This window comes from Vibrio tritonius, assembly GCF_001547935.1.
Classification (GTDB): domain Bacteria; phylum Pseudomonadota; class Gammaproteobacteria; order Enterobacterales; family Vibrionaceae; genus Vibrio; species Vibrio tritonius.
In genome coordinates, this window is the sequence record NZ_AP014635.1 from 825,993 (window position 1) to 847,422 (window position 21,430).

Annotated in this window: 21 protein-coding genes and 1 pseudogene; 14 read left to right on the forward strand and 8 right to left on the reverse strand. The window is 43.9% G+C overall.

The window, feature by feature from the left end; translation table 11 throughout:
- The first annotated feature begins 85 nt into the window (after nucleotides 1-85).
- Nucleotides 86-1,957 (forward strand): methyl-accepting chemotaxis protein, encoded by a 1,872-nt coding sequence (locus JCM16456_RS03885; protein ID WP_068712528.1) that lies wholly within the window; start codon nucleotides 86-88, stop codon nucleotides 1,955-1,957.
- 106 nt (nucleotides 1,958-2,063) lie between these two features.
- On the opposite strand, the gene bcp is transcribed toward JCM16456_RS03885, so the two are convergent.
- Together bcp and JCM16456_RS03895 are read right to left on the reverse strand one after the other, a co-directional pair.
- Nucleotides 2,064-2,534, reverse strand: coding sequence for a thioredoxin-dependent thiol peroxidase (gene bcp, locus JCM16456_RS03890; RefSeq protein WP_068712530.1), 471 nt, complete (start codon nucleotides 2,532-2,534; stop codon nucleotides 2,064-2,066).
- A gap of 10 nt (nucleotides 2,535-2,544) precedes the next feature.
- Nucleotides 2,545-3,090 carry a glycine cleavage system protein R gene (locus JCM16456_RS03895; RefSeq protein ID WP_068712532.1) on the reverse strand — a complete coding sequence of 182 codons (546 nt, stop codon included), beginning with the start codon at nucleotides 3,088-3,090 and terminating at the stop codon, nucleotides 2,545-2,547.
- 380 nt (nucleotides 3,091-3,470) lie between these two features.
- Here JCM16456_RS03895 and dapA point away from each other — a divergent pair, with 380 nt between their 5' ends.
- Together dapA and bamC are read left to right on the forward strand one after the other, a co-directional pair.
- Nucleotides 3,471-4,346: a 4-hydroxy-tetrahydrodipicolinate synthase gene (dapA, locus tag JCM16456_RS03900; RefSeq protein WP_068712534.1), complete on the forward strand. Its 876-nt coding sequence runs from the start codon at nucleotides 3,471-3,473 to the stop codon at nucleotides 4,344-4,346.
- 63 nt (nucleotides 4,347-4,409) lie between these two features.
- Complete coding sequence (gene bamC, locus JCM16456_RS03905; protein WP_068712535.1) at nucleotides 4,410-5,462, forward strand: outer membrane protein assembly factor BamC; 1,053 nt, start codon at nucleotides 4,410-4,412, stop codon at nucleotides 5,460-5,462.
- A gap of 213 nt (nucleotides 5,463-5,675) precedes the next feature.
- Here the strand turns inward: bamC and JCM16456_RS24120 are convergent.
- From JCM16456_RS24120 to JCM16456_RS03925, 4 genes and pseudogenes are all read right to left on the reverse strand, one after another.
- A pseudogene (locus JCM16456_RS24120) lies at nucleotides 5,676-5,864 on the reverse strand (DUF2897 family protein); the annotation flags it as partial.
- Between the two features lie 8 nt (nucleotides 5,865-5,872).
- Nucleotides 5,873-6,547, reverse strand: coding sequence for a M15 family metallopeptidase (locus JCM16456_RS03915; protein WP_068712537.1), 675 nt, complete (start codon nucleotides 6,545-6,547; stop codon nucleotides 5,873-5,875).
- A gap of 18 nt (nucleotides 6,548-6,565) precedes the next feature.
- A complete protein-coding gene (gene dapE, locus JCM16456_RS03920) occupies nucleotides 6,566-7,699 on the reverse strand; it encodes a succinyl-diaminopimelate desuccinylase (protein WP_068712539.1) in 1,134 nt (377 codons plus the stop codon).
- A 15-nt stretch (nucleotides 7,700-7,714) separates the two neighbouring features.
- Nucleotides 7,715-8,062 carry an ArsC family reductase gene (locus JCM16456_RS03925; protein WP_068712541.1) on the reverse strand — a complete coding sequence of 116 codons (348 nt, stop codon included), beginning with the start codon at nucleotides 8,060-8,062 and terminating at the stop codon, nucleotides 7,715-7,717.
- A 320-nt stretch (nucleotides 8,063-8,382) separates the two neighbouring features.
- On the opposite strand from JCM16456_RS03925, the gene JCM16456_RS03930 reads away from it, so the two are divergent.
- Nucleotides 8,383-8,670 (forward strand): winged helix-turn-helix domain-containing protein, encoded by a 288-nt coding sequence (locus tag JCM16456_RS03930; RefSeq protein WP_068712542.1) that lies wholly within the window; start codon nucleotides 8,383-8,385, stop codon nucleotides 8,668-8,670.
- 115 nt (nucleotides 8,671-8,785) lie between these two features.
- On the opposite strand, the gene JCM16456_RS03935 is transcribed toward JCM16456_RS03930, so the two are convergent.
- Entirely contained in the window at nucleotides 8,786-9,133 is a 348-nt protein-coding gene (locus JCM16456_RS03935) for a DUF2956 domain-containing protein (RefSeq protein ID WP_068712544.1), read from the reverse strand.
- A gap of 178 nt (nucleotides 9,134-9,311) precedes the next feature.
- On the opposite strand from JCM16456_RS03935, the gene JCM16456_RS03940 reads away from it, so the two are divergent.
- Nucleotides 9,312-9,770: a DUF2919 domain-containing protein gene (locus JCM16456_RS03940; protein ID WP_082712316.1), complete on the forward strand. Its 459-nt coding sequence runs from the start codon at nucleotides 9,312-9,314 to the stop codon at nucleotides 9,768-9,770.
- 66 nt (nucleotides 9,771-9,836) lie between these two features.
- Nucleotides 9,837-10,742, forward strand: coding sequence for a Dyp-type peroxidase (locus tag JCM16456_RS03945; protein ID WP_068712548.1), 906 nt, complete (start codon nucleotides 9,837-9,839; stop codon nucleotides 10,740-10,742).
- 74 nt (nucleotides 10,743-10,816) lie between these two features.
- Here JCM16456_RS03945 and JCM16456_RS03950 read toward each other — a convergent pair whose 3' ends face one another.
- Nucleotides 10,817-11,950, reverse strand: coding sequence for a flagellin (locus JCM16456_RS03950; protein ID WP_068712550.1), 1,134 nt, complete (start codon nucleotides 11,948-11,950; stop codon nucleotides 10,817-10,819).
- A 526-nt stretch (nucleotides 11,951-12,476) separates the two neighbouring features.
- Here JCM16456_RS03950 and JCM16456_RS03955 point away from each other — a divergent pair.
- From JCM16456_RS03955 to JCM16456_RS03990, 8 genes are all read left to right on the forward strand, one after another.
- Nucleotides 12,477-13,610: a flagellin gene (locus JCM16456_RS03955; RefSeq protein WP_068712552.1), complete on the forward strand. Its 1,134-nt coding sequence runs from the start codon at nucleotides 12,477-12,479 to the stop codon at nucleotides 13,608-13,610.
- Nucleotides 13,611-13,851: 241 nt separating this feature from the next.
- Nucleotides 13,852-14,985: a flagellin gene (locus tag JCM16456_RS03960; RefSeq protein ID WP_068712553.1), complete on the forward strand. Its 1,134-nt coding sequence runs from the start codon at nucleotides 13,852-13,854 to the stop codon at nucleotides 14,983-14,985.
- A 227-nt stretch (nucleotides 14,986-15,212) separates the two neighbouring features.
- Nucleotides 15,213-16,343, forward strand: a complete 1,131-nt coding sequence (locus tag JCM16456_RS03965) for a flagellin (protein WP_068712555.1) — start codon at nucleotides 15,213-15,215, stop codon at nucleotides 16,341-16,343.
- Between the two features lie 76 nt (nucleotides 16,344-16,419).
- Nucleotides 16,420-16,872, forward strand: a complete 453-nt coding sequence (gene flaG, locus JCM16456_RS03970; protein WP_068712556.1) for a flagellar protein FlaG — start codon at nucleotides 16,420-16,422, stop codon at nucleotides 16,870-16,872.
- 18 nt (nucleotides 16,873-16,890) lie between these two features.
- A complete protein-coding gene (fliD, locus tag JCM16456_RS03975) occupies nucleotides 16,891-18,909 on the forward strand; it encodes a flagellar filament capping protein FliD (protein ID WP_068712558.1) in 2,019 nt (672 codons plus the stop codon).
- 1 nt (nucleotide 18,910) lies between these two features.
- Nucleotides 18,911-19,216: a flagellar protein FliT gene (locus JCM16456_RS03980; protein ID WP_068712560.1), complete on the forward strand. Its 306-nt coding sequence runs from the start codon at nucleotides 18,911-18,913 to the stop codon at nucleotides 19,214-19,216.
- Between the two features lie 11 nt (nucleotides 19,217-19,227).
- The gene (fliS, locus tag JCM16456_RS03985) at nucleotides 19,228-19,638 is read left to right on the forward strand and encodes a flagellar export chaperone FliS (RefSeq protein WP_068712562.1); all 411 of its coding nucleotides are present in this window, start codon (nucleotides 19,228-19,230) and stop codon (nucleotides 19,636-19,638) included.
- 230 nt (nucleotides 19,639-19,868) lie between these two features.
- Nucleotides 19,869-21,338, forward strand: a complete 1,470-nt coding sequence (locus JCM16456_RS03990; protein ID WP_068712564.1) for a sigma-54 dependent transcriptional regulator — start codon at nucleotides 19,869-19,871, stop codon at nucleotides 21,336-21,338.
- Nucleotides 21,339-21,430 lie beyond the last annotated feature (92 nt).

Genomic DNA, 21,430 nt, shown 5'->3' on the forward strand with positions numbered 1-21,430 from the left:
CTCAAGTATTCCTAGAGCGAAGCCGATGTAGAGAGTAGGACGCCAATACATTGAAGTTAAAGGTAGTAGCAGTAGAGGGAAACTTATGAGGTTTAGCCAAAAAATCGTAGCAGCATCTTCAGTATTGCTGTTAATCACCATTGGATTGTTGTCGTTGCAACAGTTGTCTACCGTTCGATCTCAGGTCGAATCTCTTGTTTTTTCAAGCCTGAAAGAGATGGTTTCTGGGGTGAAAAATACCGTAAGTACGGATATGGTCAGCAAAAAAGCCATGGCTCAAGCGACGACAGAGATCCTGCAGTTAGATCCTGAAAACCGCACTTATGTAAAAAATGTCATTGAACGACCAAAGCTAAAGAGCCAGTTTTTGGCGATTGGTTTTGGATATCAAAGCGATGGTAAAACCGTAGAAAATGACGATGGATGGACACCCGGTGATGATTACGATCCACGTGTTCGTCCTTGGTATAAAGATGCGAAAGAGGCTGGGCAGTTAACCATCACTGAGCCGTACATGGACATGTCGACCAAAAAAATGATCATCTCCATTGGTACGCCAGTGAAACACGATGGTCAATATGTCGGCTCTATGTTCTACGACTTAGAGTTGGGTAAATTGTCTTCTTTGGTGAATTCAGTCAACCTATTTAATGCTGGCTATCTGTTTTTGATCACATCTAATGGCACTACCATTGCCCATCCGGATGCTGAAAATAACGGTAAAAACCTCTCTACCTATTTACCTGGAGTGAAACTTGAAGAAGGTTCGCAACAGATTGAGATCAATGGTAAAGAGTATCTTATCGGGCTGACTAAGATTCCTTCTGAGAATTGGTACGTTGGGGCGGTTGTGGATGAGTCCATTGCATTTTCCGCAGTCAGTAAATTGCGTAATAGCTCAATGATTTATGCAGCCGTTGCTTTAGTGATCAGTATTGTCTGTTTGACTCTTTTGATTCGTGTCTTAATGCGTCCGATCGGTTCTCTACGTGACGCTATTAAGGATGTAGCTTCGGGGCATGGCGACTTAACTCAGCGTCTTGATACCGATACTGACCCTGAGTTTTCTGAACTCGCGGAAGGGTTTAACACCTTTACCGGTACCTTGCAGCAATTGATTAAACAATCTAAAGCGATTGGTGAAGAGATTATCCATGGTACGGAACAAACTCTGCAAGGTTCTGTTGAATCGGTTAATGCAATGCATCAGCAGTTACAAGAGTTAGAGCAGTTAGCGACCGCGATGCATGAAATGTCAGTGACAGCAACTCAAGTGGCTGGCAATGCACAAAGCGCAGCAAATGCTGCAAAAGAGGCTGATGCAGCGACAGAAGAGGGATCGGCTGTGGTAAATGATACCACGCGTTCGATTGATACTTTGGCTGCGCGCATTGACCAAGCGGTAGAAGAAGTGCAGGGCTTAGAAGCGGCAACGGCAAATATAGAAACCATTTTGAAAGTTATTAATGACATCGCCGATCAAACCAACTTGCTGGCTCTCAATGCGGCCATCGAGGCGGCGCGAGCTGGTGAGTCTGGACGAGGTTTTGCTGTAGTGGCGGATGAAGTGCGTACCTTGGCATCACGCACTCAACAATCAACCACGGAAATTCGCAGTATGATTGAACAACTGCAATCTGGCGCAGGAGCAGTTTCTGCGGCGATGAGCGAAAGTAAACGTACAGCGGTAGAAGCGGTGGATAAATCTAAACTGGCCGATACCGCGTTGCAGACCATCCGTAACGCAATAGCTCAAATTAATGATATGAATATTCAGATTGCATCTGCAGCGGAAGAACAAAGTTTGGTCGCAGAAGAGATTAATAACAATACGGTGAAGATTAAAGATCTTTCGACTCTAGTCTCTGAAGCGGCTGAAAGCTCAAACTTAGCGATGCAAGCGCAAACAGAAAACGTGCGTGAGCAAGCGGCTGTGATGAGTAAATTTGTGGTTTAAGCTGTTTTACTGCTGGCAAAAGCAAATAAAATGCCTCCGAAGTTGGAGGCATTTTTATTGAATGCTGATTGTAGCTGCCGTTTTCTCGACAAGAAAGATACGGTGTTTAAGCATTACCTTGAAGGTAGTTAAGCACTACTTCGTGGTGGTCTTTGGTTTTGAACTTGTTAAATACGTGTTCAATTACGCCTTGCTCGTTAATCAAAAAGCTGATGCGATGTAGGCCGTCGTACACTTTGCCCATGAATTTTTTCTCGCCCCAAACACCAAATTGTTCTGCGACTGCATGATCTTCGTCGGAAAGCAGTGTGAAATTAAGGTTGTCTCGCTCAATGAATTTACCAAGACGTTTTACTGGGTCAATACTGATGCCGAGCACGACAACATTTAAGTCTTGTAATTGTTGTTGGCTATCACGTAAGCCGTGCGCTTGTACAGTACAGCCCGGTGTCATCGCTTTAGGATAAAAGTACACCAGCACTTTTTTTCCTGCAAAGTCGTTGAGAGAAACAGTATTTCCATCTTGATCTAGTAGAGAAAATGCAGGAGCTGGAGTACCTGCTTGCAATGTGTTCATCTGGCTTCCTTTATGACTGACTATTTTTTATAAAATTGAGTGAACCATGGACATTAAGCTGTTGGCATAAATTATCGAATTCTTCTTGCAACTGCATCAGGTTGTAGCCTGAGTCTACTTTTGCGGTAATGGCAATATGGAATTGGTTAGCATCACTGCCTAATTTCGTTTTGCTGATCGTTTGTGCGCTGAGCGATTCCATTCCGATGTTGCGGTTGGCAAAGAACGTCGTGAATTTCTCGGTTAGTCCTGGTTTATCTTCAGACTCAACAAACACTTCAACCAAATAGGTGTTGTCTAAGCACTCATGCGGTGAAGTTCTTTTTAACAAAGTGATTAAATCATGTTCCTGACCTAGCAGTGGCAATCTCGTTTCAATACGTGACAGTGCACTTGCCGTTCCGGAAACCAACATGATCAAGGTGAATTCCTTTCCAAATAACGCAATACGACTATCGACAATATTGAGGTCTGATTGCGTGACTAGCCGGACAATTTCGTTACATATACCGGGGCGGTCAGTCCCGACCGCTGTGATCACTAGGTGTTGAGTCATCATATCTCTTCACATCATCTTTTTTGAGCATGTTATCACACTTGGTGAGCAGAAAAAGCGTCGATAAATTGCTTTTTTTGTTCAGGTTAATCATAAAATGGCACAAGACTGACAAGAGGTACAAGCATTGTGTCTCAATGTGTGGTAAATCTATGTATTCCACTTCGGTGCGACAGTCAGAACAAGAGAATGTGTCTGTATTAGGTCGTGATGAATGTCCTTTTGTCTGCATCTTTATTTATTTTTGGTATAGCTTTTTGCCTTAGTTCTAACATTGGATAAATATTCACAAAAATAGACTGTTTAAGCGAGATTGCCCCCTTGTGTATGATAAGGGCGATGCAGTACTATGCACTGAGTATTCATCTAGGGAGATAGACATGTTTTCAGGAAGTATCGTAGCGTTAATTACCCCTTTCACACTAGACGGCGAAGTTGATTACGTCGGCCTTAAGAAGCTGGTTGAACATCATGTCGCAGCTGGTACTGACGCTATTGTTTCTGTAGGGACGACAGGTGAGTCTGCTACTCTGACCGTTGAAGAGCATGTCAAAGTTGTAGAAAAAACAGTAGAATTTGCCGCAGGCCGAATTCCAGTGATTGCTGGTACGGGCGCCAATGCGACCCATGAAGCGGTGGAATTTTCACGCATGCTTGATAACACAGGCATTGCCGCTTATCTAAGTGTTACTCCCTACTATAACAAACCGACCCAAGAAGGGTTGTTCCTTCATTACCAAGCAATTGCTCAAGGTACTGATATTCCGATTATTCTTTACAACGTACCTGGCCGTACTGGCGTTGATATGAAGCCAGAAACTGTCGCTCGTTTATCTGAAATTAAAAACATTATTGCACTAAAAGACGCTACCGGTGATTTAAGCCGTGTTGCGCTGCATCGTGAATTGTGCCGTGACGACTTCTTGTTGTTCAGTGGTGATGATGCTACTGGTCTTGATTTTGTAAAACTCGGTGGCCAAGGTGTGATTTCGGTAACCAATAACATTGCCGCTAAAGACATGGCGGATATGATGCATTTGGCGCTAAAAGGTAAGTTTGAAGAAGCGCAGGCTATCAATCATCGTTTAATGCCACTGCATAAAGGTTTATTCGTTGAATCCAGCCCAATTCCAGTGAAATGGGCCGCTCACAAGCTTGGCTTAATCGAAAATGGTGATCTACGTCTACCTTTAACGGAACTTTCTGAACAAGATCGCCCTGTTGTTGCCCAAGCGATAAATGACGCCAATATTTAATTTATCAGGCACTTTCGATTACAATGCCGAGGTATTATGCCTCGGCTATTTTTAGGAGTTTCAATGAAGTGTTCCCGTCAGCTAGTTATTAGTGCTCTAGCTGTGATTGTGTTAAGTGCTTGTTCAAGCAGCCCGGCAGAACGTCGTCAAGCCAAGGATGATTTTACTTACCTTGATGCAAAAGATTTCCACCAATGGAAGATGCCTTCTGGCACTGAACTCCATTACTATCCTGATTTTGCTGTTCCAACAGGACAATATCAGGGAGAAATCGGTTCTAAAGTGGATATTCGCCCGCCACAGCAAATCCTAGAATTAATTCCCGGAGCTCGTGCCGATATGACCAGTGGTGACGCTGTGTTATGGATGGTGCGTCAAGCCGAAGCGGATAAAGTCTGGGATACTACGCTCAAAGCGTTGACTGCGGGTAAAGTGCCGCTGGTAAAACAAACGGATACCTCAATTGAAACAGCATGGGTTCGTTGGGTTTCTAAAGACGAAGACAGTGAAATCGATGCGCGTTATCAGTTAAGCCGCGTGGCCGCCAATAACCGCTTTGGTATCAAAGTGAGTTTGGTTGATTGGCGTCAAGGTGGCGAGCAAGGTAAAGTCAGTGCGAGTCAAAAAGATCGTTACACCGCTTACATGACCAACTTAATCACTACACGTTACGATGAAGATGTTCGTCGTGAAGAGTTGCGTAAAGCTCGTGCTTTGATGAAGCACATTCCAGTGACTATGGGGTCTGATCGCAGTGGTTTACCTGTCATTATTGCTCGCGCACCGTATGAGGTATTCTGGCAGCGCTTGCCTGAGCTATTTGGTAAGCTCGGCATGAAGATTGAAGATCGTAACCGCTCACAAGGTACGGTGAAGGTGAAATACAGTGAATTGGATGAAGACTTCTTCACTGCTCATAAACTGAAACCGATGGACATGACCTCTGGCGAGTACACCTTGTTGCTAGGTGACCTAGGTAACCGTACTTCTATCAACGTCACGAACTCGAAAGATAAGCCGGTGAAAGAAGCGTGGCTTGAGCAATTGGTGCCTGTGTTGGCTTCTGTTATTGATGAAACTGCAAAAGCACCCGCAGCCGCTGATGCAGAAAAATAAGCCCGATCGTTCTAAATAGCTGTACCTAATTATGTTCCACTTCTGATGATTAGGCGAAGTTCTTCAGATGAATCGATCAACTAAAAAGGACGCTTTAGCGTCCTTTTTATTATTCTTTATTACTTTGGGCTAATGACGATGGTCTTTTGCCTGTGGTGACGAACTTGGCTGTGATGGGTTTTGCCGCGCGGATGGTGAATCTTGCTCTGCTACTGATTCATCAGACTCACTTCCTTTTTCACCGTGACGCTCTTTATCTAATTGATTGAGGCGGTCTAATTCTCGTTGCTTCATATACTGTTCGTATTTGATTTGCGATGTGTATTTGAGTGCGGCGATATTACCGATAACGACACTCACAACGACAATACTAATGACCCAAGGATTAAACAGGAGATCCATACGTAGCCTCACTGACTGATGTTGGTGACATAGTCAGTGTAGATCGTTTGCAGGCGTTGCAAAATCACTTCTTTGCCGAGAATAGGTGCTTGTTCAATTTGCGCTGTTAATATCGCTAAACTGAATTGCATTGAGCAGGTATTGGCTGTTATCCGATGACTGACATGCCATGGTTCAAATGCCACACCATTGCCTTTACCTTGAAATGGAAAGAAAAAACCGAATTGTTCAGCATTGTCTTTTAGCCATAAATAAAAGCGCTGCTGGTGGCCCTCAAGATACTCATCGGGTTCAAGTTGCAGCGTGGTTCCTTCCGGTATGGCTAATCGATCAAACAGGTCGAAGTCGGTGCCCCAATGATGCCGACTGGCTCCGGGGAGCGCCGACCAACGCAAAATGGCCCACACTTTTTCTTCATCACTAAGCTTATGGCTGTCGAGTGGTTGGCTAAATTCATCTAATAGCGGTGTTTCGCCGGACATCTTGCGATTCCAAATCGCCAGTTGTCGTTCGAAAGGGCGAAAACCACTGGCTATATGACAGAGAAAACCGGCGTTATGAGCAGCCGCTTGCAAAGCAAGCAGATCATCGCGAACGTTTGGATGCATTAGGAATGACTTTTGTCCTACTAATACCTCGACTAAATGTTCGTTTGATTGTCCTGTTAATTGCGCCGGTGTCATTATGTTGAATCCTTAATGTTAGCCAAGCAGATGATTTAACGTGTGTTGGTACATATCAGTCAGTTTTTCTAAATCGGCGACATTAACACACTCGTTCACCTTGTGGATGGTGGCATTCACAGGGCCTAGCTCAACAACTTGAGCGCCCATTCGAGCAATAAACCGTCCATCAGACGTGCCTCCAGTGGTTAATAACTGTGGTGCTTTGTTGTTGACTGCCGATACGCCCTTAACCACGGCATCAAGTAATGCCCCTTGGTCGGTTAGGAATGGGTGACCACTTAAGGTCCACTGCAAATCATAAGACAAGCCGTGGTTATCCAAAATAGTATGCACCTGCTCTTTGATAGCCTCATCGGTGAGTTCGGTACTAAAACGGAAATTGAACTGCACATCAAATTCGCCTGGGATGACGTTCGATGCTCCCGTGCCACTGTGTAAGTTAGGAATCTGAAAACTGGTCGGTGGAAAATAGTCGTTGCCTTTGTCCCACTCTTTCGCAGCCAATTCGGCAAGTGCTGGTAGCGCTTGGTGAACTGGGTTACGTGCCAAATGAGGATAGGCGACATGTCCCTGAATGCCTTTAACTTTAAGATCACCAGTAATCGAACCGCGACGACCATTTTTCACTACATCACCCACTTCGAGCGTGCTTGATGGTTCACCGACGATGCACATATCAATCGGTTCATTGCGTGCCATTAATGTATCGACTACACGCGTGGTGCCGTTGATAAACGGACCTTCCTCATCGGATGTAATGAGAAAGCCAATAGAGCCTTTATGATCTGGATGCTCAGCAATAAAGCGTTCAACCGCGACGAGCATACAAGCTAAAGAGCCTTTCATATCGGCCGCGCCACGACCGTATAACACGCCATCTTTAATGGTAGGTTCAAACGGAGGTGTGTCCCAGTGAGCCAAATTACCAGCCGGCACAACATCGGTATGACCGGCAAAAGCGAACAGCGGTGCACTGTGACCACGGCGCGCCCAAAAGTTGGTGGTGTCTTCAAACACCATGACTTCCACAGTAAAGCCAAGCGCTTCAAGGCGCTCAATCATTAATTGTTGGCATCCTGCATCTTCTGGGGTAACGGATTGGCGGCTGATAAGATCTTTAGCCAGAGCAATTACTGGACTGTCAGTCATCCTTGAATTCCTTAATTATGCAAAAAGAGAAGAATATTGTTCAGCTTTAAAACCCACATGCAACTGGGTATCAATACGCAAAATCGGGCGTTTGATCATCGCTGGTTTTTCCAACAGCAGTGCAGCTGCATTGTCGGAATTTAACGTGTCTTTTTGTTCTTGAGTGAGCTGACGATAGGTCGTTCCGCGCTTGTTGAGCACGTTTTCCCAGCCTAGTTGCTGAAAAAACTCGGTAATAAGCTCTGCCGTAATACCTTGCTTGCGGTAATCGTGAAATTGATATTCCACATTGGCTTCTTCTAACCATTTACGTGCTTTTTTTATGGTGTCGCAGTTAGGAATACCATACATAGTAACGGTCATAATTATCCTTGGTAGACTGAATGATTATTTATTTTTAGTAAATCCTAACAGGAAGCGACTCTGGTGACAAAGCGTATTGATAGTAAGGATAGGTTGTCTCTGTGAAAACATCGATGACATTATTTTCTATGTCACAAGATTTGGTTATGAATTGAAAAAATAGAGGCATATCACATTGTTGCCCAATTTTTACTTGCCTATTTGGGATTGAGGCACAAAAAGTACCCGAAATCTAAACCGATTGTAGAGTTATTGATCAAACTCAACACCTTGATAATGAAAACAGAAATAATGAGGTCTGCACAATTTAGGAGGTATCAATGGAATTGAGTCCTGTTTTTGCAAGGCGACTGTATTTAGCATTGTTAGTTGAGAGTCTTGAACGGCCAAACGTACCAAAGCTGATTGAGAAAACCGGTTGGCCACGTCGTACTATTCAAGACGTGATCAAAGCCTTACCGGGTATTGGTATTGAGTTAATGTTTGTTCAGGATGGTCGGCGCCATAACGATGGCTATTATCAACTTTCTGATTGGGGGCCTTTTGATAGTCAATGGGTTCTTGAGCGTAAAGTGGATATTGCAGAAAGCCTTGGATTTAGCGCGTAAAAGTCAGCCTAGCTGGCTTTTCTATTGTTGATATGTATGCCCAATAACGCTTTTAGCGTTATCTGGGTATGCGTTAATCAATCGCATTCGATAGCCAGATTATTCATTCTGGGCACTATTTCGTTGTGCTAATGACATAGACAATAAAGCCTATCCAACTGACGATGAGTAAAGCCCAAGGCAGTCGAGAGAGTAAAGTGTGGTTTGGCTCAGTTGCTTTGTCATCTACTTCTGGTTGAACTTGAGCTGGTTTGGATGTTTTTAACTTTTGTGCTTTTTTCTTTGCTTTGTCAGCTTGTCGACTCTTTTCTTTTTGCTGTTTTTTATACAGCGCTATGCCTTTCTCTATTCCCTGTGCAATCAGCTTTGTTTGTTCCTTGGTTTGCCCGGGGCGCTGAGTCGCTTTTGCCATCTTCATCGCATCGTTTTGCGTTTCAATAGAAGGCGTGCTTGGTGTTTTCATGATCTTCACCTTGTTGTTTTTTTTAAGGTTATCATGTTTTATGCTGTGGTAGATAACCTCTAGCTTGATATCAAGGCACAAAACGTGAGGATGGTAAAGTGCACATAATAGAGCTACTGATTCCCTTTAGAGTAGGGTAGAGTATTGCGCTGTTATCGATGGTATTTATAGGTTGCGCGTGCGTTATTCAGTGGAGCAGTACGATCAATATGGCTATTTAAAGCCGCCTTTTTGGTTATGGTTAACTTGGCTATGGCTAGTAAAAGCATGGGTGGTACTCGTGATGGCTGCTGTAAGCCGTGAATCCGGCCCAAGACTGCTTGCTCTTTGTTATCCGCAACAGAACCATTTTTATACTGAGTTGGTGCTGGGTGTGCCTGTGTTATTTGTGATGTGGATGATTCATTTACGTCGCCCCGAAGGGGGAAGGGTAACTTGTGTTGTACAACGTTGTAGTCGTATGGTGACATCTCTTTCTCTATGGGCGCAATTTGGGCTAACCAGTTATTACGTGCTGTTGCAGCACGGACAGTTTCACTGGTTTAGCGGAGTATCGATAGTTTTGTCTCTCTGGCTACTTTTGTACTTATGGCGCAGTGAGACGGTAAAAGCCTGCTTTGCTAAGCAAGTAAGATAAAAACCAGGGAAAGTCACCTTAAGTGACTCATATATTGAATTACACTGAGCAAAAAGTGAGGACATTATGTCACTATCACAATCAGCAATCCTGCCGGAAGCAGGTCCATTTGCCCTTTATGCACAGTTTAATGTGCAGCAAAATGGCGCAGAAGTTCTAAAGCAATTGCAGCAATTACCAACATTAGTTGAGCAATTAAATCAACAACAGCCCGGCGCTGAGTTAGTTATCTCTATCGCTTTTAGTCGCACATTATGGTCCAAATTTAATGCGCCGATGCCCGCTGAATTAGTGGATTTTCCAGAACTTGGTCAAGAACCAGTAAAAGCACCAAGTACTAAAGCCGATTTTTTAATTCACTGTCACAGTACTCGTCATGACTTGCTTTTTTATGTGTTGCGTAAATTTCTTGAAAACGTAGCGGAGGATGTCACAGCGGTCGATGAAACCTATGGTTTCCGCTACCTAGATTCTCGTGATATGACGGGATTTATTGATGGGACGGAAAACCCTAAAGAAGAAAAACGCAGTGACGTTGCATTAATTCCGGACGGTGAATTCGCGGGTGGTAGTTATGTGATGGTGCAACGCTATGTGCATAACTTGCCAGCATGGAATCGCTTGAATGTAGCTGCGCAAGAGAAGGTAATTGGCCGTACTAAACCGGATTCGGTTGAGTTAGATAAAGTGCCGCCAGCATCCCATGTTGGTCGTGTTGACATCAAAGAGGAAGGTAAAGGGCTTAAAATTCTTCGTCACAGCTTACCTTATGGCAATGTGACTTCTGATCATGGCTTATTGTTTATTGCCTACTGTAATACAGTGCATAATTTCCAAGTGATGCTTAACAGCATGTTTGGTGAAAGTGACGGCAAGACCGACCAAATGCTGCGCTTTACCAAGGCTGTGTCAGGGACTTACTTCTTTGCACCAGCACAAGAGATGCTTCAAGCTCTGACGTTTGAAGCGTAACTGCTTAAGATACAAAGCGAGTACAAAAAGGGCCATGATGATTCATGGCCCTTTTTGTTGCTAATTAGAGTGCCTTAACCTAGTAAGCTTAATGCTGCTTGAGGTAATTGTTTCGCTTGTGCCAAAATTGAGCTTGAGGCTTGTGACATGATTTGCGATTTGGTCATCTCAGTGGTTTCTTTGGCATAGTCGGTATCCATAATACGACCATTAGACGCTGCGATGTTTTCGTTTACTTTGTCTAAGTTGCTAATTGCGTGTTCAAAACGGTTTTGCAGAGCACCTAGATAGGAGCGTTGGTTGTCAACATATTTCAATGCCGAATCGATGACACCAATGGCTTGTTGTGAGCCCCCAACACTAGAAACATCGATCTCATCAACGGTTGTTTCTTTTGCTTCGGCAAAGTTCAACTCATCCGCTAAACTGCCGCTCACGCTGAGTTCACCATGTACTTTACTGTTACCAGCGAACAGTTGTAGGTGCCCTTTCTGATCAACAGAGGCTTGAACTTTGTCAGTTTGACCATTGATATAAGTGGCTAACTCTTCGATGTTGTCCCCGGCTTTTGCATTGATTTCAATGCTCTTCTGTTCACCATTTTTAGTGGTAAAACCCAATTGCAATTGGTTCTTTTCAGAGGAAACTTTCCATGACGCATCCGCGGCCGTCTGAGCTTGCATGGTTTTGCCGCCCATCATTTTATCGTCGCTACGCATGCTGCTTAAGTGCAGATGCACGGCCGCACCACCTTCATTACCAATTTGAAATGATTTAGTGCCGTAAGTACCGTTTAACAGCATTTTGCCAGCAAACGAAGTGGTATCTGCTATGCGGTTAATTTCTTCATTTATCGAAGAAACTTCTTGTTGGATGGTGTCGCGATCATCATCGGTGTTAACGCCGTTAGATGATTGTAGAGCCAAATCGCGCATACGTTGCAGTAGCTGTGATGTTTCTTTCATTGAGCCTTCAGCGGTTTGCGCAACCGAAATGCCATTATTGGCATTTTGTACTGCCATATCCAAGCCGCGACTTTGTGCGGTAAGGCGATTAGAGAGTTGCAATCCGGCAGCATCATCGGTCGCACTGTTTATTTTTGAGCCTGATGCCAAACGATTCATGGACGATTGTTGGCTTTGTGAGGTTTTTCCTAAATAGTTTTGCGCATTGAGTGCGGCTACGTTAGTACGAATACTGATGGTCACTTTTACAACTACTCCATAATTTTCGCGGCGTGAGGTGCGCGAAAATACAACTATCATCACAATTTATTTTGTAACGTATGACGTACGAATAGTGGTGATAGCGGAAGTAAATAAAAAAACTTTAGTGATTTTTGAAGAAAAATCACGAAAATAGTTTGAGTGGTTGTGTTTTAACCATTTTCTCAATAATGAACTATTAATATCAATCAGTTATGAGACAGTTTAAGTGGGATGTGAAAAGTTAATAGGCTATTAGGCTCATATTAATAATTGATTATGTGTCTATTTTTTTAGTTTTATCTTAATTAGCGTTACAAATGCTCAAAATTCTACTTTTTGAATTCGTAGGAATATATCCATCTGTTTTTATTCTACAAAATAATATTTTTGATTAATAAATAATCAAAAAATTGCTTTGAATACAGAAATTGAGCGCTCAATGATAGGGATCTTTTGTTAAAGAAATTTCTTAATTGAACGATAAACAAAGCACCAGTGTAACTTTTCTTAAAGTGCGGGGTAGCTTATGGCCATTACGGTGAATACCAATGTGTCAGCGTTAGTCGCACAAAGACATCTGGCGTCTGCTTCCGAGTTATTGAATCAGTCGTTAGAGCGTCTGTCATCTGGTAGCCGAATAAACAGTGCGAAAGATGATGCGGCTGGGCTGCAGATATCCAATCGTCTAGAAACGCAGATGAATGGACTTGATGTAGCAGTAAGAAATGCGAATGACGGTATCTCGATCATGCAAACAGCAGAAGGAGCGATGAAAGAATCGACTAACCTACTGCAACGTATGCGCGACTTATCGTTACAAGCAGCGAATGGTTCTAACAGTCGAGCAGACCGACAATCTTTGCAAGAAGAGATGACGGCACTGAATGATGAAATGAACCGAATAGCCGAAACCACCTCTTTTGGCGGTAGAAAGCTATTAAACGGAAGTTTTGGTGCACCTTCTTTTCAGATAGGTGCCAGTGGCGGCGAGGCGGTTCAAATCCCTCTTAGTAATATGCGGACTGATACCATCGATATGGGTGGGTTCAGTTACGTAGCGAACCAAGAGGTGAATAAAGATTGGACCGTGAGGCAGGGCAATAATCAGCTGGTCATCCATTATACCGATGATAAAGGGCAGCAGCAGTCAATCAATATCAGTGCTAAAGCGGGCGACGATATTGAGGAGCTTGCCACTTTCATCAATGGCCAGACCGATAAAATCTCAGCTTCAGTCAACGAGCATGGCCAACTTCAGATCTATATGGCGGGGAAAGAGACGGCAGGCACTTTGTCCTTTAGTGGCAGCCTGGCAGATCAACTCCACATAGGGCTGAAAGGTTATGAGTCGGTTAATAACCTCGATATTACTTCGGTCGGCGGCGCACAAAGAGCCGTGTCTGTTTTAGATACAGCTTTGAAGTATGTGGACAGCAACCGAGCAGGTATTGGTGCACTGCAAAATCGTTTCAATCATGCCATCAGTAACTTAGATAATATCCATGAGAACTTGGCAGCGTCTAACAGCCGGATCAAAGATACGGATTACGCAAAAGAAACGACCAAGCTAATTAAGCAACAAATCCTGCAACAAGTTGGTACTTCGGTGCTGGCACAAGCGAAGAGACAACCTAATTTGGTGGTCGCGCTACTGCGGTAAAAGAAAAAAGCCCTATGTATCGACAGTCGATACATAGGCTTTAGAAAAAAGTAAAAAATAACGTGAATTTTGGCGGCGAAATCACGTTTGTAGGGGCGAAAAAACTTTTTTTAAAATTTTTAGAAAAAAGATTAAAGGTTCTGAAATTCATGCCGTTACAGAGAGTAACTTTGAGAGAACTGCTTGGTTTTCCGAGACGTCGGAAACCGGAAACATCGGAAAACTAATTGGAGAAATCATCATGGCAGTGAATGTAAACACTAACGTATCAGCAATGACAGCACAACGTTACCTGAACCAAGCGAGCAACGCACAACAAACAGCGATGGAACGCCTATCTTCAGGTTACAAAATCAACAGTGCAAAAGATGACGCTGCTGGTCTACAAATTTCAAACCGTTTGACAGTACAGAGCCGCGGCTTGGATGTTGCAGTACGTAACGCTAATGACGGTATTTCAATTGCACAAACCGCTGAAGGGGCAATGAATGAAACGACTAACATTCTGCAACGTATGCGTGATTTGTCTCTACAATCGGCTAACGGCTCGAACTCAAAAGCTGACCGTCAATCTATCCAAGAGGAAGTGACAGCGCTTAATGATGAGTTGAACCGAGTAGCTGAAACCACTTCATTCGGTGGTAACAAACTGCTAAACGGTACTTACGGTACAAAAGCATTCCAAATCGGTGCGGATAATGGTGAAGCAGTGATGCTAAACCTAAAAGATATGCGCAGTGATAACAAAGAAATGGGTGGTACAGCCTACCACGCAACCAATGGTAAAGATAAAGATTGGACAGTGAAACAAGGTGCAAACGACCTTACCATTAACTTGACCGATAAAAACGGTGATGCGCAAACCATCAACATTAAAGCAAAAGATGGTGACGACATTGAAGAGCTAGCGACTTACATCAACGGTCAAACCGACCTAGTGAAAGCATCTGTTGATGATGACGGTAAACTGCAAATGTTTGCTGGTAGCAACAAAGTGCAAGGTGACGTAAGCTTCTCTGGCAGCTTAGCTGGTGAACTAGGCTTCAAAGAAGGCCAAAAAGTAACGGTTGATGATATTAACGTAACTAGCGTTGGTGGTTCACAAGAAGCTGTTGGTATTATCGATTCCGCTCTGAAATATGTGGATGCGCAACGTGCAAGCCTAGGTGCTTTCCAAAACCGCTTTGGCCACGCCATCAGCAACTTGGATAACATCAACGAAAACGTTAACGCTTCTCGCAGCCGTATCCGTGATACTGATTTCGCGAAAGAGACTACGTCACTGACAAAATCACAAATTTTGTCTCAAGCTTCAAGTTCAATCTTGGCGCAGGCAAAACAAGCTCCTCAAGCAGCATTGAGCTTGCTCGGCTAATCATACTCGCCAATTTAAACTACTTCACAAAATCCAGCTTCGGCTGGATTTTTTGTTGCATAAAATCTGAACACGCTTCACATTTTGATTACATGTCAGCAAATTGATTACTTTTTCTCTAAAGGATATTTAGAAAGGGCCGTTAACCAATACGAGAGAAATGAGATGTGCCGGAGAGAGGTGAGAGACTCGATGGTGCATCTAACTATCCGCCAAAGGAGATCAATATGGCAATAAACGTAAACACGAATGTGGCTGCGATGACTGCTCAGAGGTATTTAAATAACTCTGCAGATAGTACTCAAAAGTCCATGGAGCGGTTGTCATCTGGGTACCGTATTAACAGTGCGAAAGATGATGCTGCTGGCTTACAGATTTCCAACCGTTTGACTTCACAAAGTCGTGGTTTGGATATGGCTGTAAAAAACGCGAACGATGGTATTTCTATTGCTCAAACCGCTGAGGGAGCAATGAACGAAAGTACCAACATTCTTCAGCGTATGCGCGACTTGGCGTTGCAATCGTCCAACGGTTCCAACTCCAGCTCTGAACGCGGCGCTATTCAAGAAGAAGTTTCTGCGTTAAATGATGAATTAAACCGTATTGCTGAAACTACCTCATTTGGTGGCAACAGACTGCTTAATGGCAAATTTGGTACTAAATCATTCCAGATTGGTGCTGATTCTGGTGAAGCAGTGCAACTGCGTATGGGTGACCTGCGCTCAGATAATATCGAGATGGGTGGCCGTGCGTATCACGCCCAACAAGGTCAAGGATCGAGTTGGAAGGTGGGAGATGCCCAAGACATTACTTTTAGCTACACTACTAAAGATGGTGAAGCGAAGAATGTGTCTATTCAGGCAAAAAAAGGTGACGACTTAGAAGAGTTAGCCACGTTTATTAATGGTCAAAGCGATGACATTAATGCATCGGTTGGTGAAAACGGCAAAATGCAGCTTTTTGCCTCTTCACAAAAAGTGCAAGGCGATGTGGCTATTGGCGGAGCATTAGGTGGTGAGCTTGGTTTTGATCAAGGTCGTAATGTTACCGTTAAGAATATTGATGTGTCGACGATTGGCGGTTCTCAAGAAGCGGTTGCCGTTATCGATAGTGCTCTAAAAGCGGTGGATAGTCATCGAGCTTCATTAGGTGCATTCCAAAACCGTTTTGGCCACGCGATCAGCAACCTTGATAACATCAATGAGAACGTTAACGCTTCTCGTAGTCGCATCAAAGATACTGATTACGCTAAAGAAACGACAGCTTTGACTAAGGCACAGATTTTGCAACAGGCAAGTACATCTGTGCTCGCACAGGCGAAGCAGTCACCATCTGCGGCTCTGAGTCTACTGGGGTAATCCTGTAGGCTCACTTGGGCTTAATAGGTGACATAGTAGGATCTTTAGTCACCTATAAGGTGGAAGGGAGATTGTTATGGAAGTACCATCCTACGCATCGAACATCCAGCCTTACGGCTCACAAAATGGCATTAAACTTGCTTCTGAAAACGACAGCGTGAAAAGCGTTTCGAATTCGAAGGAAGATAGACCGACTGTCAGTCGATCTCCGGATCGTGTCTCTGAGCAGGTAAAAGAGAGTAGGCAGCGTGCAATAGATGCAACCAATGAGATGGTCCGTAAACGGGAGCAACTTAATGAGGAGCAGCGCGCAAAGGTAATGGAGCAAATGAATGATTTCGTTAACTCTATTAACAAAGGTCTCTCATTTAGACTGGATCAAGAGTCTGGACGGGAAGTTGTGACGATTTATGAAGCCTCGACGGGTGATGTAATTCGTCAAATTCCGGAAGAAGAAATGCTTGAAGTTTTACGCCGCTTAGCGAAAGAGCAAGATCATCGATCTGGCTTGTTTAACGCAAAAGTGTAACGTTTTTGAGGTGATTGGATGAGTATCGGCCCTCTGGGTATGAATTCTGGCATGGATATTAATTCCATGGTGAAAAAGATTGTTGAAGCGGAGCGTACGCCTAAACAGCAACGCATCGATAGCGATCGCACCAAGGTTAGTGCCAGTATTAGTGCTTATGGTCGTCTCAGAGAGTCGTTGGATACGATGAAAAATCTGATGACCAACTTTAGGCAAAATGAAATTTTTGCTGCTCGTAAAGTTGAAACTTCGGACGATAAAGCCGTATCTGCAACTGCAACCACCGATGCCATCGCTGGCAAGTACTCAGTCGATGTGGTGCAGCTTGCCCAAAGCCATAAATTGGCGTCAACTCCGTTTGACGACCGACAACGTTTTGGTCCGGGTAAGCTGCATATTTCGCTGGGGAATCGATCGTTTGACGTCAATGTATCTTCGTATTCAAATCTAATGGATGTAGTACGAGGTATTAATGGTAGCGATTCGAACCCTGGGGTTCGCGCTGCCGTTGTTAAAGACACAAATGGTCCGCGCTTAATTCTTGCTTCAAACCAAACGGGTGAAGAGCAGCGTATTGGCGTTTCTGTTGAAGCCCCGGAAGGGGATGCACTTAAGAACCTAGAGTTCAAAACCTTAGAAGATCGCGTAAAAGATCTTGAAAAAGCTCGGGCAGCAGCCCAACAAATTATCAATCCTTTGTCGCCAGAGCAGCAAAAAGTTGCCGCTAAGGTGGCAGAGAAAATCGAGAATGCGGCACGTATTGTCGATAAAGACGTTGCAGCGCAAATTGAGAAAGCAGCGCAAACGGCTCAATCGGCTGATGGTAATTCAGTTGACCCGATAAAAACGGCGCAGGGAGATGGGCAAACAGACTCGGCAGTCAAAGCGGCAGCGGACGCGGGAAGCCAAGTTAATCAATATGTCCGTCCTCAAGACCGAATTCCTGGTTGGACAGAAACCGCATCGGGTACCTTGCTTGATTCTTATGAAGAACCTCAGCCTGAACTCGACGACAAAGCACAAGCGAAATCCAAAGATGTACCGGGGTGGTCTAATACCGCTTCTGGCTCTTTATACGATTCTTATGTGACGCCAGAAGAGGCGAAAACCAAGCTTAAAGAGATTCTTAAGCAAGAACAGCAACAAATCGAAGACGCGGTCAAAAGCGGCAAAATTACGCCAGAACAAGCCAAAGAACAAGAGCGTGCTAAGCTTACTCCTGAGGAACGAGCTTACTTGGAAAATGTTGAGAAAACCCAAGCCGAGCTGAAAGCTGCGCAGGATTCTTTTGACCACTACAATGGCATGACACAAGTTCAAGCTGCCCAAAACTCAGAAGTGGTGTTGGATGGCGTGGCGAAGCTAAGTAGCAAAAACAACATCATTGAAGATGCAATCGAAGGGGTGGATTTGACCTTAAAGGGCAAAACCGATCCAACACAAAAGCCTGCTGATGTTGATGTTGAATACGACCGTAATACTGTGCGCGATTACATTGAAAAGTTCGTCAATTCCTACAATCAATTTTATCAAGTTAGTCAAGCGTTAGGTGGTGTAGACCCAACAACCGGTCAAGCTGGCCCGTTGGCGGGCGACAGCATTACTCGGAGTGCTGATTCGCGATTAAAGGCCGTATTTTCACAACCCGTAGCTGGGGCTCCAGAAGAGATGAACTCTTTAACGTCACTAGGAATTACCACGACTCGGCAAGGGAATCTTGAGATTAATCAGGATTTATTAAACCGCCAACTAAATAATAACTTTGATAAATTGGGTGAATTTTTTGGTGGTCGAGATGGCTTTGCCAAACGAATTGAAGATGCTATTCAAAGTATGACCGGGGTTACTGGGGCGATTCGGACTCGAGAAAGAAGTTTATCTGAGCAAACGCGTCGTTTACAAACCGATCAAACTAATTTGGATCGTCGTATGGGAGATTTGGAAAAGCGCACTCAATCCAAGTTTGAAGCGATGCAGGATGCGACCAGCAAAATGCATTCTCAGCTCGCTGGCATGATGAACGCGTTAGGTCAGTAAGATGAGTGACTTACTACAGAGATTATGTGAACTAGATCACCTTATCGAACAAAGTCTTTGTGTCGAAGATATTCAGGCTGAAGAAATTGTCAGTTTGGTCGATAAGAGGGAACAGTTATTGCAAAGTGTATTATCTTACGTGGCTGACCATCCACAGTTTGCCGCTACGCCGGAATGGCGTAATGCAATAAACCATACACAACAACTTGCTGGACTCATGCAGTCGAAGACTATGGCAATAGGTCAAGAGCTCAAGAAATATCGCCACGGTCATAAATCGGTTCAGCAATACAAAAAGTTTTTATAAAGAGGAAGACTATGCGTGGTTCTTTACAGGCGTACAAAAAAGTATCAGTGGATAGCCAGCTAAGCGCGGCCTCACCGCATAAAGTCGTTCAAATGCTAATGGCAGGCGCTATTGAACGCCTGATTCAAGGCAAAGCAGCGATGCTAGCGGGAAACATTCCTGTGAAAGGGGAGCGGTTAGGTAAAGCTCTGGATATCATCATTAGTTTACGCGGTTGTCTATCAATGGACGATGGTGGTGACATTGCCAAAAACTTAGATCAGCTTTATGAGTTTATGATTGGTCAAATCACGATTGCAAACCAGCAGAACAATCCTGAGCCACTTGATGATGTTATCGATATCGTACGTGAAATCAAATCTGCATGGGATCAAATTCCGACAGAATTCCATAATTTGACGGCCCAGCAAGTCGGTATTTAAAAGTTTATCAAAAAGATTAAAGCAATATCACATACGCTAATTGCTTGGTTGCCTTATTTTTTTTATCAAATACAATAAAAGCCACGAAGTAGCCACGTGGCTTTTTTTGTTGCTGTTTTTCCATTATTGACTATCGTTTAATCAAGATGTGCCAAATATTTGGCATCAAAGGTGACGGTTTTCAATCGACTAAAAGCAACTTCCCGAAATTAAGGCAATTATTCTCACCTATGCAAGGCTTAGCGAAACTTATTGTGATTGAAGACGACGATGCAGTTCGTGCTTATCTCAATACCATTTTAGAATTTGTAGGAGAGCAGTGTGAGGCTATTACGTCTTCTCAGATAGATCAGATTGATTGGTCATCTGTGTGGGCTGGATGCATTCTAGGTTCTCTGTGCGGCGAAGTGTTGCCAAAAGCACTGTCTGATTCGCTATTACGAGCTAACCATATTCCGGTCATTATCGCTAATAAGCAATCCTATTTGTTGGACGAATTTCCTAACTACATCGGCGAGCTGGAGTTTCCTCTAAACTACGCTCAATTAAGCGAAGCGTTACGCCATTGTAAAGAATTCCTTGGTCGTAAAGGCGTTCAAGCTCATACCCCTTTAAGAAATAACATCTTATTCAGAAGCTTGGTCGGCCAGAGTCACGGCATTCAAAATGTACGTCATTTGATTGAACAGGTAGCCAACACAGAAGCGAACGTATTGATTCTTGGTGAGTCAGGTACGGGGAAAGAGGTTGTTGCACGCAATATTCATTACCACTCTAGCCGCAAAGATGGGCCTTTTGTGCCAATTAACTGCGGCGCCATTCCTGGCGATCTTTTAGAGAGTGAACTCTTTGGCCATGAAAAAGGCGCTTTTACAGGAGCGATTACCGCGCGTAAAGGGCGTTTTGAGCTGGCTGATGGTGGTACGTTATTTCTCGATGAAATTGGCGATATGCCAATGGCGATGCAGGTAAAACTCTTGCGTGTATTGCAAGAACGCAGTTTTGAGCGTGTCGGTGGCAACACGACGATTAAAGTGAATGTTCGTATTATTGCTGCTACTCATCGCGATTTAGAACAGATGATCGCTGGCGAATCTTTCCGTGAAGATCTTTTCTATCGTTTAAATGTTTTTCCAATTGAAATGCCCCCTTTGCGTGATCGTAAAGATGACATTCCTTTGTTACTTCAAGAGCTTATGGCGCGCATGGAAGCGGAAGGTGCGCAACCAATTTGTTTTACCCCTCGAGCGATTAATTCGCTGGTGGAACATGACTGGCCAGGAAACGTACGTGAGTTGGCCAACTTGGTGGAACGTATGGTGATTTTGTATCCTAACAGCTTGGTTGATGTTAACCATCTCCCGACTAAGTATCGTTATAGCGATATTCCTGAATTCCAACCAGAATTCAATAATATTGCTCCAGTTGAAGAGCAGGAGAGGGATGTTTTAGCGAATATCTTCGCTGAAGATTTTTCTCTCGATGAGTCCGAAGACTTTATGCCTGGTATGGATACGATGGCGCAAGGCTTACCACCTGAGGGCGTTAATTTGAAAGAGATGTTGGCCGATTTGGAAGTCAGCATGATCAATCAAGCATTAGATGCCCAAAGTGGTGTGGTTGCAAGAGCTGCTGACATGCTGGGAATGCGTCGAACTACTTTGGTAGAAAAAATGCGTAAGTACAATATGCAACGTTAAGCGCAAGATATCGTAATCAAATAAAGTGTGATCAATCGCACTCTTTTCTGCTCAGTCAAGAAATTGTCATATCGATAACGTATTGTAAATAA

Excerpts from the sequence above, each read along its gene's own strand:
- JCM16456_RS03945 (WP_068712548.1), top strand. The coding sequence starts at position 9,837 with ATGTCACTATCACAATCAGCAATCCTGCCGGAAGCAGGTCCATTTGCC.
- bcp (WP_068712530.1), bottom strand. The coding sequence starts at position 2,534 with ATGAACACATTGCAAGCAGGTACTCCAGCTCCTGCATTTTCTCTACTA.
- bamC (WP_068712535.1), top strand. The coding sequence starts at position 4,410 with ATGAAGTGTTCCCGTCAGCTAGTTATTAGTGCTCTAGCTGTGATTGTG.
- JCM16456_RS03930 (WP_068712542.1), top strand. The coding sequence starts at position 8,383 with ATGGAATTGAGTCCTGTTTTTGCAAGGCGACTGTATTTAGCATTGTTA.
- flaG (WP_068712556.1), top strand. The coding sequence starts at position 16,420 with ATGGAAGTACCATCCTACGCATCGAACATCCAGCCTTACGGCTCACAA.
- JCM16456_RS03990 (WP_068712564.1), top strand. The coding sequence starts at position 19,869 with ATGCAAGGCTTAGCGAAACTTATTGTGATTGAAGACGACGATGCAGTT.
- dapA (WP_068712534.1), top strand. The coding sequence starts at position 3,471 with ATGTTTTCAGGAAGTATCGTAGCGTTAATTACCCCTTTCACACTAGAC.
- JCM16456_RS03955 (WP_068712552.1), top strand. The coding sequence starts at position 12,477 with ATGGCCATTACGGTGAATACCAATGTGTCAGCGTTAGTCGCACAAAGA.
- JCM16456_RS03895 (WP_068712532.1), bottom strand. The coding sequence starts at position 3,090 with ATGACTCAACACCTAGTGATCACAGCGGTCGGGACTGACCGCCCCGGT.
- fliD (WP_068712558.1), top strand. The coding sequence starts at position 16,891 with ATGAGTATCGGCCCTCTGGGTATGAATTCTGGCATGGATATTAATTCC.
- JCM16456_RS03935 (WP_068712544.1), bottom strand. The coding sequence starts at position 9,133 with ATGAAAACACCAAGCACGCCTTCTATTGAAACGCAAAACGATGCGATG.
- fliS (WP_068712562.1), top strand. The coding sequence starts at position 19,228 with ATGCGTGGTTCTTTACAGGCGTACAAAAAAGTATCAGTGGATAGCCAG.
- JCM16456_RS03915 (WP_068712537.1), bottom strand. The coding sequence starts at position 6,547 with ATGACACCGGCGCAATTAACAGGACAATCAAACGAACATTTAGTCGAG.
- JCM16456_RS03885 (WP_068712528.1), top strand. The coding sequence starts at position 86 with ATGAGGTTTAGCCAAAAAATCGTAGCAGCATCTTCAGTATTGCTGTTA.
- dapE (WP_068712539.1), bottom strand. The coding sequence starts at position 7,699 with ATGACTGACAGTCCAGTAATTGCTCTGGCTAAAGATCTTATCAGCCGC.
- JCM16456_RS03965 (WP_068712555.1), top strand. The coding sequence starts at position 15,213 with ATGGCAATAAACGTAAACACGAATGTGGCTGCGATGACTGCTCAGAGG.
- JCM16456_RS03925 (WP_068712541.1), bottom strand. The coding sequence starts at position 8,062 with ATGACCGTTACTATGTATGGTATTCCTAACTGCGACACCATAAAAAAA.
- JCM16456_RS03960 (WP_068712553.1), top strand. The coding sequence starts at position 13,852 with ATGGCAGTGAATGTAAACACTAACGTATCAGCAATGACAGCACAACGT.
- JCM16456_RS03980 (WP_068712560.1), top strand. The coding sequence starts at position 18,911 with ATGAGTGACTTACTACAGAGATTATGTGAACTAGATCACCTTATCGAA.